Source organism: Mycobacterium sp. NTMscope_Eco_3, assembly GCF_976985685.1.
On the sequence record NZ_CDRJYZ010000001.1, the window covers coordinates 3,652,882 to 3,667,996 of the forward strand.

Consider the following 15,115-nt stretch of genomic DNA (forward strand, 5'->3'; position numbering starts at 1 on the left):
GCCTAGACCATCAGTGTGCAACGTGGCCCAACCAACCGCTCGGCCGGGACCCGCTAGAGCGTCGCCGGGCGGATCACCACCACCGACTTGGTCCGCGCACCCTCGTCGCGCAGCAGCGCCATCACCCGGCCGTCGGGGTCACACGCGGCGTAGACGCCGTCGATGCCGGCCGGCGGCAGGGACCGGCCGTTGGCGGCGGCGTCGGCCTCATCGGCGGAAAGGTCGCGGCGCGGGAAGATCAGCAGGCAGGCCTCGTCCAGGCTGTAGCTCAGCCGCGGGCGTTCCGCCAGCTCGTCGAGCGCATGCGCCTGGTCCAGCCCGAAGCGCCCGACGCGGGTGCGCCGCAACGCCGTCAGGTGGCCGCCCACCCCCAGCGCGGCGCCCAGATCGCGGGCCAGCGCTCGAATGTAGGTTCCCGACGAGCAGTCGACCTCGACGTCAACGTCGGTGACGTCCAGGCCCTGCGGTCCGGGGCGGACGCCGCGCACCTCGAACCGGTCGATGCGCACCGGGCGGGCCTCGAGCTCGACGGCCTGGCCCTCGCGGGCCAACCGGTAGGCGCGCTTGCCGCCCACCTTGATCGCGCTGACGGTCGACGGCACCTGCGCGATGTCACCGCGCAGGCCACCGACGGCGGCCTCGATCGCCTCGCTGGCCAGGTCCCCCGCCGCGACGCTGTGCAGTAATTCGCCCTTGGCGTCGTCGGTCGACGTGCTCTGGCCCAGGCGGATGGTGGCCGCGTACGACTTCGACGAAGCCGTCAGCAGGCCGAGGATCTTGGTGGCCCGCTCGACGCCGATCACCAGCACGCCGGTGGCCATCGGGTCCAAGGTCCCCGCATGCCCCACCCGGCGGGTGGAAAAGATCCGGCGGCAGCGGCCCACCACGTCGTGGCTGGTCATTCCGGCCGGCTTGTCGACGACGACGATGCCCGCACCGCTCATAACACGATGGCGGTCAACACCAGCCCGCGCTCGACCGACCAACGGCCCGCCAGCTCCGTCAACGGTGGACCGGACAGCGCCGTCGGATCGATCAGGATCCGCGACACGAACCCGCCCGTCGCCGCGCCCGGCCCGTCGGACTCGAACGTGATGTGGGCGTCCTCGAAGCCCAGCCACCTCTTGGTCAGCGGGAACCACGCCTTGTACGTTGCCTCCTTGGCGCAGAACAGGATTCGGTCCCAATGCAGTTCGCCCGACAGGTTGGCGGGGATCTCGGTGCGTTCGGCCGGCAGGCTGATCGCGTTGAGCACGCCGTCGGGCAGCACGTCGTGCGGCTCGGCGTCGATGCCCACCGAGCGCAGCGCGCCGGTGCGGCCCACCACCGCGCCGCGGTAGCCGGCGCAATGGGTGAGGCTGCCGACCACGCCGTCGGGCCAGCAGGGTTCTCCCTTCTCACCCTTGAGGATCGGCACCGGCGGCAGGCCGAGCTCGCCCAGCGCGATCCGGGCGCAGTGCCGGACGGTGATGAACTCGTTGCGCCGCTTGGCCACCGATTTCGCGATCAACGGCTCCTCTTCGGGCAGCGGGACGAGATCGGGCGGATCGGAATACGTCTCCGAGTAGGCCAGGCCATCCGTGGCCGGCAAGACGGAGGACACCAGCGTGTGCTCCCCCGTCATCGTGATTGCCGCTGCCGCAACCGTTCCCGGAACTGCGTGGCCTGCTGCCGCATCTCGGGGGTGATCTCGAAGTGGCCGCCGAAGTCGTTGAGGTCGCCCGGCGAGTACTGGGGATCCGGCAGCACCTGGCGCAGCCAGCTCGGCGGCTTGCGGCGCCGCCATTCCCGCGGATAGCCCACGGAAACCTCCTCGAAGCGCACGTCGTCGTACCAGGTGGTGCGCGGGATGTGCAGGTGACCGTAGACCGAACAGACCGCGTTGTAGCGGGTGTGCCAGTCGGCGGTCTTGGTGGTTCCGCACCACAGCGAGAACTCCGGGTAGAACAACGCGTCGCAGGGATCGCGGACCAACGGGAAATGGTTGACCAGGACGGTCGGTGTCATCCAGTCCAGCTGTTCGAGGCGGGCGCGGGTGATCTCCAGGCGCTCGCGGCACCAGGCCTCGCGGGTGGGGTACGGCTCCGAGGAGAGCAGGAACTCGTCGGTGGCCACAACGTTGCGGTCGCGCGCGATGGTCAGGCCCTCGGCTTTGCTCGTGGCCCCCTGCGGCAAGAAGCTGTAGTCGTAGAGCAGGAACATCGGCACGATCGTGGCCGGGCCGCCGCGCTCGGTCCAGACCGGGAACGGGTGCTCGGGCGTGATCACGCCCATCTCGTCGCACATGTTGACCAGGTAGTCGTAGCGCGCCTTGCCGAAGATCTGCACGGGGTCGCGGGTGGTGGTCCACAGCTCGTGGTTGCCCGGAACCCAGATCACCTTGGCGAACCGCCGTCGTAGCAGGTCGAGGGCCCAACGGATCTCGTCGGTGCGCTCGGCGACGTCGCCGGCGACGATCAGCCAGTCGTCGGGCGACGAGGGATGCAGCGATTCGGTGACCGGCTTGTTGCCGAGGTGACCGGTGTGCAGGTCGGACACCGCCCACAGCGTCGGTTGCCCACCGTTGGTCGAGTCCTGCCCCGATCTATGCCCAGCCACGAATAACCACCCTAACGACCCGAGCCGGGCGAGCCGCTTTCGCGCCCGGCGGCCGGGCGAACTAGAACAAGTTCACCTTTGCCTGTGACGTCACGCGCGCGACTTGTACACTCCCCCGAAAGGACCGCTGCGGCGTCAGGGGGGTGTCGTGTTCGCCAATGTTCGTCTGATGGGCGCGCTGGGTGCGCTGCTCACAGCGGCCATCGGGGGCACGGTGGGCCTGCTGACCGCCCCGCAGACTCCGGGCGGCGGCGATCGCCCCGTCGAACTGCGCTCGACCGCGCAACCGATGGAAACCACCATGAAGAGCCCCATCGTGGCGACCACCGACCCGCGCCCGTTCGACGCGTGCGAGGACATCCCGTTCGATGTGATCCAGCGGCTCGGGCTGGGATTCACACCGCCCGAACACGAGGACGGCCTGCGCTGCCACTTCGACGCGGGCAACTATCAGGTCGCCGTCGAGCCGATCATCTGGCGCACCTACGAGGCATCGCTGCCCGCTGACGCCGTCGAGACGACGATCGCGGGCCACCGCGCCGCCCAGTACTGGGTGCTCAAGCCGACCTATCACAACAGCTACTGGTTCTACTCCTGCATGGTCGCGTTCAAGACCAGCTACGGGGTGCTGCAGCAGGCGCTGTACTACTCCACCGTCTACTCCGACCCCGAGGTCGATTGCATGCAGACCAACCTGCAGCGCGCCAACGACCTCGCGCCGTACTACAAGTTCTAGGGTGAGCACCACCTCGATCCGACCCGCGCAGCCGGCCCTGCGCACCCTGAACCACCTCGGCGCCAAGGCCCTCGGCCGCCTGCTCGGTCTGCCCCCGGCGACCACCGACTACACCGTGGAACGCGTGCGCGTGCCGATGCGCGACGGGATCGAACTGGTGGCCGACCATTACACGCCCACCACCACCGCGGCCGTCGGCACCCTGCTGGTCCGCGGCCCCTACGGACGCGGGTTTCCGTTCACCCTGATATTCGGCGCGCTGTATGCCGCGCGCGGCTATCACGTGGTGCTGCAGAGCGTGCGCGGAACGTTCGGCTCGGGTGGGGTTTTCGAGCCGATGGCCAACGAGGTCGCCGACGGCGCCGACACCGTCGCGTGGCTGCGCGAGCAGCCGTGGTTCACCGGCCGCTTCGCCACCATCGGCATGTCGTACCTGGGATTCACCCAGTGGGCCCTGCTGCAAGATCCCCCGCCGGAACTGGCCACCGCCGTGATCGTGGTAGGCCCGCACGACTTCCACGAATCAACTTGGGGTACAGGCGCTTTCGCGGTCAATGACTTCCTGGGCTGGAGCGACATGGTGGCGCACCAGGAGGACCCGGTGCGCGCCCGCACCGCGCTGCGCCAGTTGCAGAGCCGCCGCAACGTGTCGCGGGCCGCGGCCGCGGCCCCACTGGGCGACGCCGCGCGTGCCCTGCTCGGCACGGGCGCCCCGTGGTTCGAATCCTGGGTCGAACACCGCGATCCCGGCGACCCGTTCTGGGATCCGTTGCGGTGCAACGAGGCGCTGGACCGCGTGCAGGTGCCCGTGCTGCTGGTCGGCGGCTGGCAAGACATCTTCATCAGGCAGACGCTGCGGCAGTACACGCATCTGCACGGCCGGGGAGCCGACGTCGCGCTCACCGTCGGCCCGTGGACGCACACCCAGCTGCTCACCAGCGGGCTGGCCACCGTCACGCAGGAGTCACTGGATTGGCTGGGCACCCACCTGGGCGACGCCCCCGCCGCGCGCCGGCCCAGCCCGGTCCGGGTCTACGTCACCGGCGTGGACCGGGGCCAAGCCTGGCGCAGCCTGTCCGAGTGGCCGCCCGCCACCACCGAGCGCGCGCTGTACCTGCGGCCCGGCGGCTACCTGGGCGAGACCGCGCCGGCGCTGAAAGGTCTGTCCCCGGCCACATTTCGCTACGACCCGGCCGATCCGACGCCCACCACCGGCGGCCCGCTGCTGTCCCCGAGCGGCGGTTACCGCGACGACAGCCGGCTCGCGTCGCGTGCCGATGTGCTGGCGTTCACCAGCGCAGCCCTCACCGAGGACCTGTACGCCTACGGGACCCCGGTCATCGAGCTCGCGCACGGCGCCGACAATCCGCACGTCGACCTGTTCGTGCGGGTGAGCGAGGTCGATCCCAAGGGCCGGTCGCGCAATGTCAGCGAAGCCTACCGGCGGTTGCGCACCGCGGCGAAGACGAAGTCGGAGAAGATCGTTCGCCTCGAGCTCGACGGCACGGCCCACCGCTTCCGCGCCGGCTCACGCATCCGGGTGCTGATCGCCGGCAGTTGGTCCCCGCGCTACGCGCACAACCTCGGCGGCGACGAACCGGTGCTGACCGCGCGGCACGCCACACCGGTCACTCACAGCGTGCGCTACGGACGCTCCCGGCTGGTGTTGCCCGTCGGCCCGGCCGAATTGTCAGCCAACGGCGTCGCGGACGCGGATGGCGACCGCGCCTAGCGCGCGATCGTCGTGCACCGGCGCCGCCAGCGGTGCGTGCACCGGCAGCTCCACCCAGCTCTTGCAGCCGGCGTAGTCCGGGGTGCGGGCGATGCGCACCGGCTGGGCCAACGGAATCACCGACACCACCAGCACGGCCATTTTGTGCTTGGGGCGAAAATCGAGCCGGTCGGCGCGCACCGACTCGGGCGTCCAGATGTGCAGGTCCTCGATGGAGGAAAGACCGTCCGGCCGGTTAACCGGCACCGCCGCAACCACTTTCGCGGCGGCGCGGATCACGAGCTCGTCGTCGGTGCTGTCGGCGGCGGCGGGGGCCAGGAGGTCTTGATGCTCGGCGCGCACCCGCTCGGCGTGGCTGTGCGCGACCGTCGGGAACAACAGGAATTCGCGGGCGGCCAGTTCGAATCGCTTCTCCCCGATGCCGCCCTTGCGCAGCAGCACCCGCTGGCGGCCGTCGAGCAGGGCGTGGACGGCGGCGCTCCACTCTTTGAGCGCGGGCATCGTGGTGGTCACCGTCATGTCGCGCCGGCCAGCCGGGCCACCACCTCGGGCCGGCGCAGCGGCGGAACCGTCTTGGGCGGCTGACGCCGCGGCGCCAGCCTCCCGAGCAGCCGCGTCGTCGTCTCGGTGACCTCGGCGACCGCCTCCTCGAACGCCTCGGCATTGACCGCCGAGGGGTGGGTGATGCCGCTGACCTTGCGCACGTACTGGCGGGCCGCCGCCGCGATTTCCTCGGCGGTGGCCGCCGGCTGTAGACCGCGCAGTTCGGTGATGTTCCGGCACATGACCCCAACGATAAGCGCCGCCCTGTGGTACCGCCTCTGGTCGCCACCGACGACTGGCTACGGTGGCACTCATGACCGACGAGATCCTGCTGATCGACACCGAGGAACGGGTGCGCACCCTGACCCTGAACCGACCGCAATCGCGCAACGCGCTGTCCTCGGCGTTGCGGGACCGCTTTTTCGGTGCGCTGGCCGACGCCGAAACCGACGACGACGTCGACGTCGTCATCGTCACCGGCGCCGACCCGGTGTTCTGCGCGGGACTGGATCTCAAGGAGCTGGGCGGTTCCTCGGCGCTTCCGGACATCTCGCCGCGGTGGCCGGCGATGAGCAAGCCGGTGATCGGCGCGATCAACGGCGCCGCGGTGACCGGCGGGCTGGAGCTGGCCCTGTACTGCGACATCCTGATCGCCTCGGAGAACGCCCGCTTCGCCGACACGCACGCCCGGGTGGGCCTGCTGCCCACCTGGGGGCTGAGCGTGCGGCTACCGCAAAAGGTGGGCGTCGGCCTGGCCCGGCGGATGAGCATGACCGGCGACTACCTGTCCGCCGCCGACGCGCTGCGCGCCGGCCTGGTGACCGAGGTGGTGCCCCACGAGCAACTGCTGGGTGCCGCCCGGCAGGTCGCGGCGTCGATCGTCGGGAACAACCAGGACGCGGTGCGGGCGCTGCTGGCGTCCTATCACCGCATCGACGACGCGCAGACCGGCGCCGGGCTCTGGCAGGAGGCGATGGCGGCCCGGCAATTCCGGACCAGCGGCGACGACATCGCCGCCAACCGCGAGGCCGTGCTGCAACGCGGCCGGGCCCAGGTCCGCTGACCGGGCGGTCCGTTCCGGCCGGTTGCGGCCACGCAATACGATCAGGTGATGCACGCGGTCGTCGGAATCAGCAGGGCGCTCGCCGGACTGACGGTGGCGGCATTGGCGATCGTGGTCGGTGCGCCGCCCGCGGCCGCGCAGCCACCACCGAATTTCCCCAATCTCGACGGCTTCACCGCCGTCCCGGCCGACGGCTACCAAAGCACCGGGCCCGCGGGCACCTCGCCGCGGATCAGCTTTTCGACCCCGTTCGCGGTGGTCTGTGACTTCTACGGCGGGCCGGCGCCCGCGCCGCCACCCTCGCAGGGCATCAAGTGCAAGGGCGACATGTCCGGCATGGACGACGTCCCCATCCCCGGCGGCCGCCCGCGGCCGGGCGATTGCGTGGTGGGTTCGGTCGACTTCAAGGGCCCCGGCTACCAATTGAGCCGCATGTCCTACAGCGGATGCGACGGCAACCCACCCGCGCTGCCCACGGGCGCCAAACTGTTGGCCGCGGGCCAGAAGTTGACCTACCTCAACGTCACCTGCGCGGTGGGCGCCGACAACATGGTCGCCTGCCTGGACACCACCAGCGGCGATCACGGATTCGTCGTGCAGCGCTCGGGCAGCTGGGCGTTCTAGCGACCGGCCGTCGCCCAGCGACCCGAGATCGCCCGGGCGCCAACGAAGATCAGGCGCAGCAACACGAACGTGGTCAGTCCCGACCAGATGCCCGCGAGACCCCAGTCGAACACCAGCGACAGCCAGATCAACGGCAAGAAGCCGACCAGCGCGCTGATCACGGTGGCGGTGCGCATGAACGCGGCATCCCCCGCACCCAGCAGCACGCCGTCCAGCGCGAAAACTATTCCGGCAAAGGGTAATTGAGCCACCAGGAACCACCACGGCACCCGGATCGCGGCCAGCACCGAATGGTCATCGGTGAACAGCTCGGGCAGCGCGGAAAACCCGACCGCGAACACCGCGGCCAGCAGCGCGGCGGCCGCCGTCGACCACAGCGTCACCCGCCACGCCACCGATTTGGCGTGCGCGGGGTCACCGGCGCCCAGCGCGGCGCCCACCAGCGCCTGCGCCGCTATTGCCAACGAATCCAGAACCAGCGCAAGGAATTCCCACAGCTGCAGCACCACTTGATGCGCGGCCAGCGCCGACGCGCCGAATCGGGCGGCGACCGCGCCGGCCGAGACGAAGCAGGCCTGAAAAGCCAGCGTCCGCACCACCAGGTCGCGACCCATCACGAGTTGGGCTCGCAGCACGGCGCGGTCCAGCCGCACCGGTGCCCGCTCGGCGAGCAGCGCGCGTACGAACAGCACCGCGGCCAGCCACTGGCCCGCCAGATTGGCGACGGCCGATCCGGCCAGCCCCAGGCGCGGCAACCCCAGCCAGCCGTAGACCAACAGCGGGCACAGCAGCGCCGAAAGCCCAAATCCGGCAACGACATAACGCAGCGGGCGGACGGTGTCCTGCACGCCGCGCAGCCATCCGTTCCCGGCCAGCGACACCAGAATGGCCGGGGCGCCGAAGATCGCGATCCGCAGCCACGGCAGCGCCGCTCCGGCGATCGCCTCGCCCCCCACTTTGCCGCCGGCGATGGCCGATACCAGCGGTTGCGCCGCGGCCTGCACCACGATCACGACGAGCGCGCCCAGCCCCAGCGCCAACCACGTGGCCTGCACGCCCTCGGCCACCGCCGATGCCCGGTGCCCGGCGCCGAAGTGCCGGGCCGAGCGTGCCGTCGTGCCGTAGGACAAAAAGGTCAGGTCCGAACCCACCAGGCTGAGCAGCAGCCCGCCGATGGCCAGCCCGGCCAGGCTCAGGGCGCCGAGCCGCCCGACGACCGCCGTGTCGAACAGCAGATAGAGCGGTTCGGCCGCCAGCACGCCCAGCGCGGGCAGCGCCAGGCCGGCGATCTGACGGCCCCCGGCCCCGGGTCGATCCCCGTCAATCACCCCAGCGCGGTGCGCAGCGCCGCGACGGCGTCGTCGATCGAGCCGGTGGTCGAGTAGCCGGCCGCCAGCCGGTGCCCGCCGCCGCCGAACGCGGACGCGACCGTCGCCAGGTCCACCTCGGCCTTGGCCCGCATCGACACCGACCACTGCCCCGGCGCGATCTCCTTGAAGACGGCGGCCACCTCGGCCTGCTGCGTGGTCCGCACGATGTCGACGATGCTTTCGACTTCCTCCGGGCGCGAACCGCTCCAATCCTGGTGGCAGACAACCGCGTACACCAGTCCCCGGCCGCCGGCCGCGCCCGGCAGCAACTGGGCCGACCCCAGCACGCGCGACAGCAGCGGCAGCCAGCCGAACGGATGGGTGTCCATCAGGGTCCGGCTGATCGCGGCGTTGTCCACGCCGGCGTCGACCAGCCGGGCGGCCAGGCGAAGGGCGCGCGCGCTGGCCCAGCGGAACGATCCGGTGTCGGTCGTCAGGCCGGCGTAAATGCAGTGCGCGACGTCGGGATCGATGGGCTTGCCCCACGCGTCGAGGATGTCGGCGATCATCATCGTGGTCGAATCCGCGGCCACGTCAACGAAATTGGCGGTGCCGAACACGTCGTTGGAGGCGTGGTGGTCGATCACCAACACCTCGGCGCCCGACACGGCCAGGTCGCCCAACGCGCCCAGCCGCTTGACGCTCGGAACGTCAACGGTGACAACCAGATCGACGTCGCGACGCATCTCGTCCGGGCTGACCAGCAGCTGGCGGCCCGGCAGCGACGCCAGCGATTCCGGCAGACCGGCCGGCTCGGCGAAGCTGACCTCGACCCGCTTGCCGCACTTGTCGAGCACCAAACCCAGCGCCAGCCCGGCGCCGATGGTGTCGGCGTCGGGATGTACGTGGGCGATCACCGCGACGGTGTCGGCGTCCGACAGGAGTTCGACGGCGGCCGGCGCGTCGACGCGTGCTCCCACGCCGGCCAGTTCAGTATTCGCGTTGGTCGCCGTCACCGATGCTCCCGTCGAGGCCGGGCTCGACGCCCGATCCGCTATCCCGGTATGGATCGGCCTCCCCAGCCGGCTTGGCGCCCGAACGAACCCGCGCCAGATCAGCGTCCGCGGCGCGGGCCCGCGCCAGCAACTCGTCCATCCGCTGCACGTTGTCCGACGTGGTGTCGCGGGTGAACGTGAGGGTGGGTGTGAAGCGCACGCCGGTGCCCGCCCCGACCATCGTGCGCAGCGCGCCCTTGGCCCGCTCCAGCGCGGCCGCGGCGGCGGCGTAGTCCGGCTCGTCGTCCAGCGTGCGTCCCATCACCGTGTAGAACACCGTCGCGTCATGCAGGTCGGCGGTCACCTTCGCGTCCACGATGGTGACCCCGTCGAGCCCGGGGTCCTTGATCTCGAACTCGATCGCCGAGGCGACGATCGTGTTGATCCGCTTGGCCAGGCGGCGGGCCCGGGCCGGGTCAGCCATGCCGGGTCACGACCGTTCCTTTTCCACCAGCTCGTAGGACTCGATGATGTCGCCTTCCTTGATGTCGGAATAGCCCAGCGTCATACCGCATTCGAAGCCCTCGCGGACCTCGGTCACATCATCCTTTTCGCGCCGCAGCGAGTTGATCGTGAGGTTCTCGGTGACCACCACGTTGTCGCGCAGCAACCGGGCCTTGGCGTTGCGGCGCACGATGCCGCTGCTGATCATGCAGCCCGCGATGATGCCGACCTTGGAGGACCGGAAGATCGCCCGGATCTCCGCGCGACCCAGCGTGTTCTCCTCGTAGATCGGCTTGAGCATGCCGCGCAGGGCCTTCTCGATCTCGTCGATCGCCTGGTAGATCACCGAGTAGTAGCGGATCTCCACGCCCTCGCGGTTGGCCAGCTCGGTGGCCTTGCCCTCGGCCCGCACGTTGAAGCCGATGATCACCGCGTCCGAGGCCGACGCCAGGTTGACGTTGGTCTCGGTGATGCCACCGACACCGCGGTCGATGACGCGCAGCGCCACCTCGTCGTCGATCTGGATGCCCATCAGGGCCTCTTCGAGCGCCTCGACCGTACCGGCGTTGTCGCCCTTGAGGATCAGGTTCAGCTGGCTGGTTTCCTTCAGCGCCGAGTCCAGGTCCTCCAGGCTGATCCGCTTGCGCGAGCGCGCCGCCAGCGCGTTGCGCTTGCGGGCGCTGCGCTTGTCGGCGATCTGGCGGGCGATGCGGTCCTCGTCGACGACCAGCAGGTTGTCACCGGCGCCGGGCACCGACGTGAAGCCGATGACCTGCACGGGCCGCGACGGCAGCGCCTCTTCGACGTCGTCGCCGTGCTCGTCGACCATGCGCCGCACCCGACCGTAGGCGTCGCCGGCGACGACCGAGTCGCCCACGCGCAGCGTGCCGCGCTGCACCAGGACGGTCGCGACCGGCCCGCGGCCGCGGTCCAGGTGCGCCTCGATCGCCACACCCTGGGCCTCCATGTCGGGGTTGGCCCGCAGGTCCAGGGCGGCGTCCGCGGTCAGCAGAACCGCCTCGAGCAGCGCATCGATGTTGGTGCCCTGCTTGGCGGAGATGTCGACGAACATCGTCTCGCCACCGAAATCCTCTGCCACCAAACCGTATTCGGTGAGCTGGCCGCGGATCTTGGCCGGGTCAGCGCCCTCCACGTCGATCTTGTTGACCGCCACCACAATGGGCACGTCGGCCGCCTGCGCGTGGTTGATGGCCTCCACCGTCTGCGGCATGACGCCGTCGTCGGCGGCGACCACCAGGATCGCGATGTCGGTGGCCTTGGCACCGCGCGCACGCATGGCGGTGAACGCCTCGTGACCCGGGGTGTCGATGAAGGTGATCGGCCGCTCGGCGCCGTCGTGCTCGACGGACACCTGGTAGGCACCGATGTGCTGGGTGATGCCACCCGCCTCGGCCTCACGCACGTTGGCCTTGCGGATGGTGTCCAACAGCCGGGTTTTACCGTGGTCGACGTGACCCATCACGGTCACCACCGGCGGGCGGGTCTGCAGGTCTTCCTCGCCGCCCTCGTCCTCGCCGTAGGTCAGGTCGAAGGACTCGAGCAGTTCGCGGTCCTCGTCCTCCGGGCTGACGACCTGGACGACGTAGTTCATCTCGCTGCCCAGCAACTCGAGCGTCTCGTCGCCCACCGATTGGGTGGCCGTCACCATCTCGCCGAGGTTGAACAGCGCCTGCACCAGTGAGGCCGGGTTGGCGTTGATCTTGTCGGCGAAGTCGGAGAGCGATGCGCCGCGCGCCAGCCGGATCGTCTCGCCGTTGCCGTGCGGCAACCGCACGCCGCCGACGACCGGCGCCTGCATGTTCTCGTACTCGGCGCGCTTCGCCCGCTTCGACTTGCGGCCACGCCGGGGCGCGCCACCGGGACGGCCGAACGCGCCGGCCGCACCGCCGCGCTGTCCGGGGCGGCCACCGCCACCACCGGGGCGACCGCGGAAACCGCCGCCACCGCCGGGCGGGGCGCCGACTCCACCGCCGCCACCGCCGCGGTAGTTGCCGCCGCCGCCGTCACGACCGCCGGGTCCGCCGGGCCGGCCACCGCCGGGCCGCGGGGCGCCGGGCCGCGCCGGGCGGCCCTGACCAGCGGCGCCGCCGGGCCGGGGTGGCATGTTGCCCGGGGAGGCGCCGGGCCGCGGGGCGCCCGGACGGGGCGCTCCGGGACGGGGCGCCGCCGGGCGTGGAATGGGCCGGTCGACGGGTTGCGCCGACGAGAACGGGTTGTTGCCGACGCGCGGGGCGCGGGGCTTGGGGATGGGGCCGGGGCGCGGGCCCGGCGTCATGCCGGGTTGCGGCGCCTGGCCGGGCGCGGGCGGTTTGGGCTGCCCGGGCGCCGGCGCCGACGGGCGCGCGGGGGCCGGCCCCGGTCGCGCCGGGGCGTCGGTCGGGGCGGCGCCGCCGGCCTGGGCGGCGGCGGACGGCGCCGCGCCACCGGGCTGGGCGGGCGTCGCTGTCGCCTCGCCGTTGCCGCCGGCCTTGTTGATCGCGTTGTCGAGGGCCGTGTCGAGCGACTTGTCGGGAGCCTTGGCGGCGGGCTTGGCCTCGCCTTTTGCGGCCTTCGCGGGGGCCTTCTCGGCCGCGGCCTTGCCGCCGCCGAAGGACTCGCGCAGCCGGCGAGCGACCGGCGCTTCTACCGTCGACGATGCGGATTTGACGAATTCGCCCTGATCATTCAGCCGGGCGAGGACTTCCTTGCTGGTAACACCGAGTTCCTTAGCCAACTCGTGTACGCGGGCCTTACCTGCCACTACATCTCCTGTCTATGAGGCGACAGTCGTGGGGCCGCGCCTCGGGAATTAGCTGTAACGCATGGGGATGCGAGTCATCGGGACTTCACGGTGTGCTCATGTTCTTTGCTACCTGTTCTGTTGCCGGGCGATCGGGCGCACTGACAAACTCTATGTGCTCGACCACCGCGGAGGTGTCCGGTGAACCGGTGATGCGCAGCGCTCTGGTGAAAGCCCGCCGCCGGATCGCCTGTTGCGCGCACTGCGACACGGGATGCAGCCATGCACCCCGCCCCGGCAGGCCACTGCCTGTGTCAACGATCACGGCGAATTCGCCGTTCCCGGTCGGCACAGCCACCACGCGAAGCAGTTCGACGGCCAACTCTCGCTTTCGGCACCCGATGCACGTCCGCACGGGTCCACCCGCGTGTCGGTGCGCCCTATTGGCTTCGGGAGCCGAAAGTTCGTGCTGGATCACGGCTCAGTCTAGCGTCACCGGATCGACGCGCAGAACCGCCCGAGGATGTGCGGCCGCGCCCGGCGTGCCGCTAGCGGTCGTGGGCCATTCCGTGGCTGGCGCCGCGTTCGGGCTCGCTCTCCGGATGCCCGCCGGCGCCGGCCGGCGAGTCCCCGCGGATGTCGATGCGCCAGCCGGTGAGCCGGGCGGCCAGCCGCGCGTTCTGGCCCTCCTTGCCGATGGCCAGTGACAACTGGAAGTCGGGGACGACGACCCGGGCGGCGCGGGCGGACTGGTCGATGATCGACACCGAGACCACCTTGGCCGGCGACAACGCGTTGGCGACGAAGCGGGCCGGGTCCTCGTCGTAGTCGATGATGTCGATCTTCTCGCCGGAGAGCTCGCTCATCACGTTGCGGACCCGCTGGCCCATCGGGCCGATGCAGGCGCCCTTGGCGTTCAGGCCGGGAACGTTCGACTTCACGGCGATCTTGGAGCGGTGGCCGGCCTCGCGCGCCACGGCCACGATTTCGACCGATTCGTCGGCGATCTCGGGCACCTCCAGGGAGAACAGCCTGCGAACCAGGTTGGGGTGGGTGCGCGACAGCGTGATCAGCGGCTCTCGGGCCCCGCGGGTCACCCCGATCACGTAGCACCGCACCCGGTTGCCGTGTTCGTAGCTTTCCCCGGGAACCTGTTCGGCCGCCGGGATCACGCCCTCGGACGCCTTCGTCTCGGTGCCCATCCGCACCACCACGAGGCCGCGCGCGTTGGCCCGGCTGTCACGCTGGATCACGCCCGCGACGATCTCGCCCTCCCGGGTGGAGAACTCGCCGTAGGTGCGCTCGTTTTCGGCATCGCGGAATCGCTGCAGCATCACCTGGCGCGCGGTGGTGGCGGCGATGCGCCCGAAGCCCTCGGGGGTGTCGTCCCATTCGCTGATGACGTTGTCGTCTTCGTCGGTCTCCCGGGCGATCACCCGGACGACGCCGGTCTTGCGGTCGATCTCGATCCGCGCGTCGTTTTGATGGCCCTCGGTGTGCCGATAGGCGGTCAGCAGCGCGGACTTGATGGTCTCGAGCAGCTCGTTGACCGAGATGCCCCGATCCACCTCGATCGCGTGCAGTGCGGCCATGTCGATGTTCATCTGCGCCGCTCCTCCTCATCGCTACGCTCTGCATCGTCGCCAGCGCGGTTCATCTGCGCCGCTCCTCCTCATCGCTACGCTCTGCATCGTCGCCACGCTTCGCGAGTTCCAGTTCCGCTGGGGCAGGGGGCGAAAACTCCACCTGGACAACAGCTTTGACGACATCATCGAGCGAGATTTCGCGTATCGCCCAGTCCCGGCCCGCGCGCACCACCAGCGCGACCGCGTCCTCGTTCGTCTCGCCGACGCGGCCGGTCAGCGTCGATCCGTCGGAGAGGGTGACGTCGACCTTGCGGCCGCGGGCGCGGCGGAAGTGTTTCGCGCAGGTCAGGGGGCGGTCCACGCCGGGCGAGGAGACCTCGAGCACGTAGTGGTCCCCGATGGTGTCCAGACGGTCGAGCAGCTCCGACGCCGAGTGCGACAGCGTGGCCGCCGTGTCCAGGTCGAGGCCGTCGTCGCCGTCGGCGATCACCGTGATGCGCGGCGGGTGGGTGCGGGCGTCGATGACCACGTCTTCGATCTCGTATCCGGCGCGCGCAAACTCTGCATCGAGTAGCTCGATCACCTGCGTCTGCGACGGTAGCCCGGTGGTCACGGCGAGCTCCTCATCTTGAGTTGTCCGGTCATCTGGCGGATGTCGCCGCCGCGATGGCTTCGCGTCCGGCT

At 70.5% G+C, this 15,115-nt stretch carries 16 protein-coding genes; 4 read left to right on the top strand and 12 right to left on the bottom strand.

From position 1 onward, the window contains the following. Positions 1 to 53: 53 nt before the first annotated feature. Genes truB through AC0KTM_RS16690 form a run of 3 tightly spaced genes read right to left on the bottom strand, consistent with a single transcriptional unit; the run spans position 54 to position 2,598 of the window. Positions 54 to 944 (bottom strand): tRNA pseudouridine(55) synthase TruB, encoded by an 891-nt coding sequence (gene truB, locus AC0KTM_RS16680; RefSeq protein ID WP_472416182.1) that lies wholly within the window; start codon positions 942 to 944, stop codon positions 54 to 56. After that, positions 941 to 1,624: a 4'-phosphopantetheinyl transferase PptT gene (gene pptT / locus AC0KTM_RS16685; protein ID WP_238956432.1), complete on the bottom strand. Its 684-nt coding sequence runs from the start codon at positions 1,622 to 1,624 to the stop codon at positions 941 to 943. The genes truB and pptT overlap by 4 nt, the downstream gene beginning before the upstream one ends. After that, positions 1,621 to 2,598, bottom strand: a complete 978-nt coding sequence (locus AC0KTM_RS16690; protein WP_238956433.1) for a metallophosphoesterase family protein — start codon at positions 2,596 to 2,598, stop codon at positions 1,621 to 1,623. The genes pptT and AC0KTM_RS16690 overlap by 4 nt, the downstream gene beginning before the upstream one ends. Positions 2,599 to 2,746: 148 nt before the next feature. On the opposite strand from AC0KTM_RS16690, the gene AC0KTM_RS16695 reads away from it, so the two are divergent. Together AC0KTM_RS16695 and AC0KTM_RS16700 are read left to right on the top strand one after the other, a co-directional pair. Beyond that, on the top strand, positions 2,747 to 3,334 hold the full coding sequence (locus AC0KTM_RS16695; protein ID WP_225327612.1) for a DUF3558 domain-containing protein: 588 nt from the start codon (positions 2,747 to 2,749) through the stop codon (positions 3,332 to 3,334). Position 3,335: 1 nt separating this feature from the next. Further along, positions 3,336 to 5,066: a CocE/NonD family hydrolase gene (locus tag AC0KTM_RS16700; protein ID WP_238956434.1), complete on the top strand. Its 1,731-nt coding sequence runs from the start codon at positions 3,336 to 3,338 to the stop codon at positions 5,064 to 5,066. On the opposite strand, the gene AC0KTM_RS16705 is transcribed toward AC0KTM_RS16700, so the two are convergent. Both AC0KTM_RS16705 and AC0KTM_RS16710 read right to left on the bottom strand, forming a co-directional pair. Continuing rightward, positions 5,025 to 5,585, bottom strand: a complete 561-nt coding sequence (locus AC0KTM_RS16705; RefSeq protein ID WP_238956435.1) for a DUF1802 family protein — start codon at positions 5,583 to 5,585, stop codon at positions 5,025 to 5,027. The two genes, AC0KTM_RS16700 and AC0KTM_RS16705, sit on opposite strands and share 42 nt — an antisense overlap. After that, the gene (locus AC0KTM_RS16710; protein WP_225327609.1) at positions 5,582 to 5,851 is read right to left on the bottom strand and encodes a DUF2277 family protein; all 270 of its coding nucleotides are present in this window, start codon (positions 5,849 to 5,851) and stop codon (positions 5,582 to 5,584) included. Before AC0KTM_RS16710 ends, AC0KTM_RS16705 begins: the two co-directional genes overlap by 4 nt. Positions 5,852 to 5,922: 71 nt before the next feature. Here AC0KTM_RS16710 and AC0KTM_RS16715 point away from each other — a divergent pair, with 71 nt between their 5' ends. Continuing rightward, entirely contained in the window at positions 5,923 to 6,672 is a 750-nt protein-coding gene (locus tag AC0KTM_RS16715) for an enoyl-CoA hydratase (RefSeq protein ID WP_225327608.1), read from the top strand. A 48-nt stretch (positions 6,673 to 6,720) separates the two neighbouring features. Next, positions 6,721 to 7,296: a hypothetical protein gene (locus AC0KTM_RS16720; RefSeq protein WP_472416184.1), complete on the top strand. Its 576-nt coding sequence runs from the start codon at positions 6,721 to 6,723 to the stop codon at positions 7,294 to 7,296. On the opposite strand, the gene AC0KTM_RS16725 is transcribed toward AC0KTM_RS16720, so the two are convergent. The 7 genes from AC0KTM_RS16725 to rimP all read right to left on the bottom strand — a co-directional run bounded on the left by AC0KTM_RS16725 (position 7,293) and on the right by rimP (position 15,044). After that, positions 7,293 to 8,621, bottom strand: a complete 1,329-nt coding sequence (locus AC0KTM_RS16725) for an MATE family efflux transporter (protein ID WP_472417494.1) — start codon at positions 8,619 to 8,621, stop codon at positions 7,293 to 7,295. The two genes, AC0KTM_RS16720 and AC0KTM_RS16725, sit on opposite strands and share 4 nt — an antisense overlap. Then, positions 8,621 to 9,622, bottom strand: coding sequence for a DHH family phosphoesterase (locus tag AC0KTM_RS16730; RefSeq protein ID WP_472416186.1), 1,002 nt, complete (start codon positions 9,620 to 9,622; stop codon positions 8,621 to 8,623). Before AC0KTM_RS16730 ends, AC0KTM_RS16725 begins: the two co-directional genes overlap by 1 nt. Further along, a complete protein-coding gene (gene rbfA / locus AC0KTM_RS16735; RefSeq protein WP_225327605.1) occupies positions 9,597 to 10,085 on the bottom strand; it encodes a 30S ribosome-binding factor RbfA in 489 nt (162 codons plus the stop codon). The genes AC0KTM_RS16730 and rbfA overlap by 26 nt, the downstream gene beginning before the upstream one ends. A gap of 6 nt (positions 10,086 to 10,091) precedes the next feature. Further along, on the bottom strand, positions 10,092 to 12,866 hold the full coding sequence (gene infB, locus AC0KTM_RS16740; protein ID WP_472416188.1) for a translation initiation factor IF-2: 2,775 nt from the start codon (positions 12,864 to 12,866) through the stop codon (positions 10,092 to 10,094). Between the two features lie 85 nt (positions 12,867 to 12,951). Next, positions 12,952 to 13,227 carry a YlxR family protein gene (locus AC0KTM_RS16745; protein ID WP_255641943.1) on the bottom strand — a complete coding sequence of 92 codons (276 nt, stop codon included), beginning with the start codon at positions 13,225 to 13,227 and terminating at the stop codon, positions 12,952 to 12,954. A 166-nt stretch (positions 13,228 to 13,393) separates the two neighbouring features. Continuing rightward, on the bottom strand, positions 13,394 to 14,449 hold the full coding sequence (gene nusA / locus AC0KTM_RS16750) for a transcription termination factor NusA (RefSeq protein ID WP_225330160.1): 1,056 nt from the start codon (positions 14,447 to 14,449) through the stop codon (positions 13,394 to 13,396). Between the two features lie 49 nt (positions 14,450 to 14,498). Further along, complete coding sequence (gene rimP, locus AC0KTM_RS16755; RefSeq protein WP_472416190.1) at positions 14,499 to 15,044, bottom strand: ribosome maturation factor RimP; 546 nt, start codon at positions 15,042 to 15,044, stop codon at positions 14,499 to 14,501. Between the last annotated feature and the right edge of the window lie 71 nt (positions 15,045 to 15,115).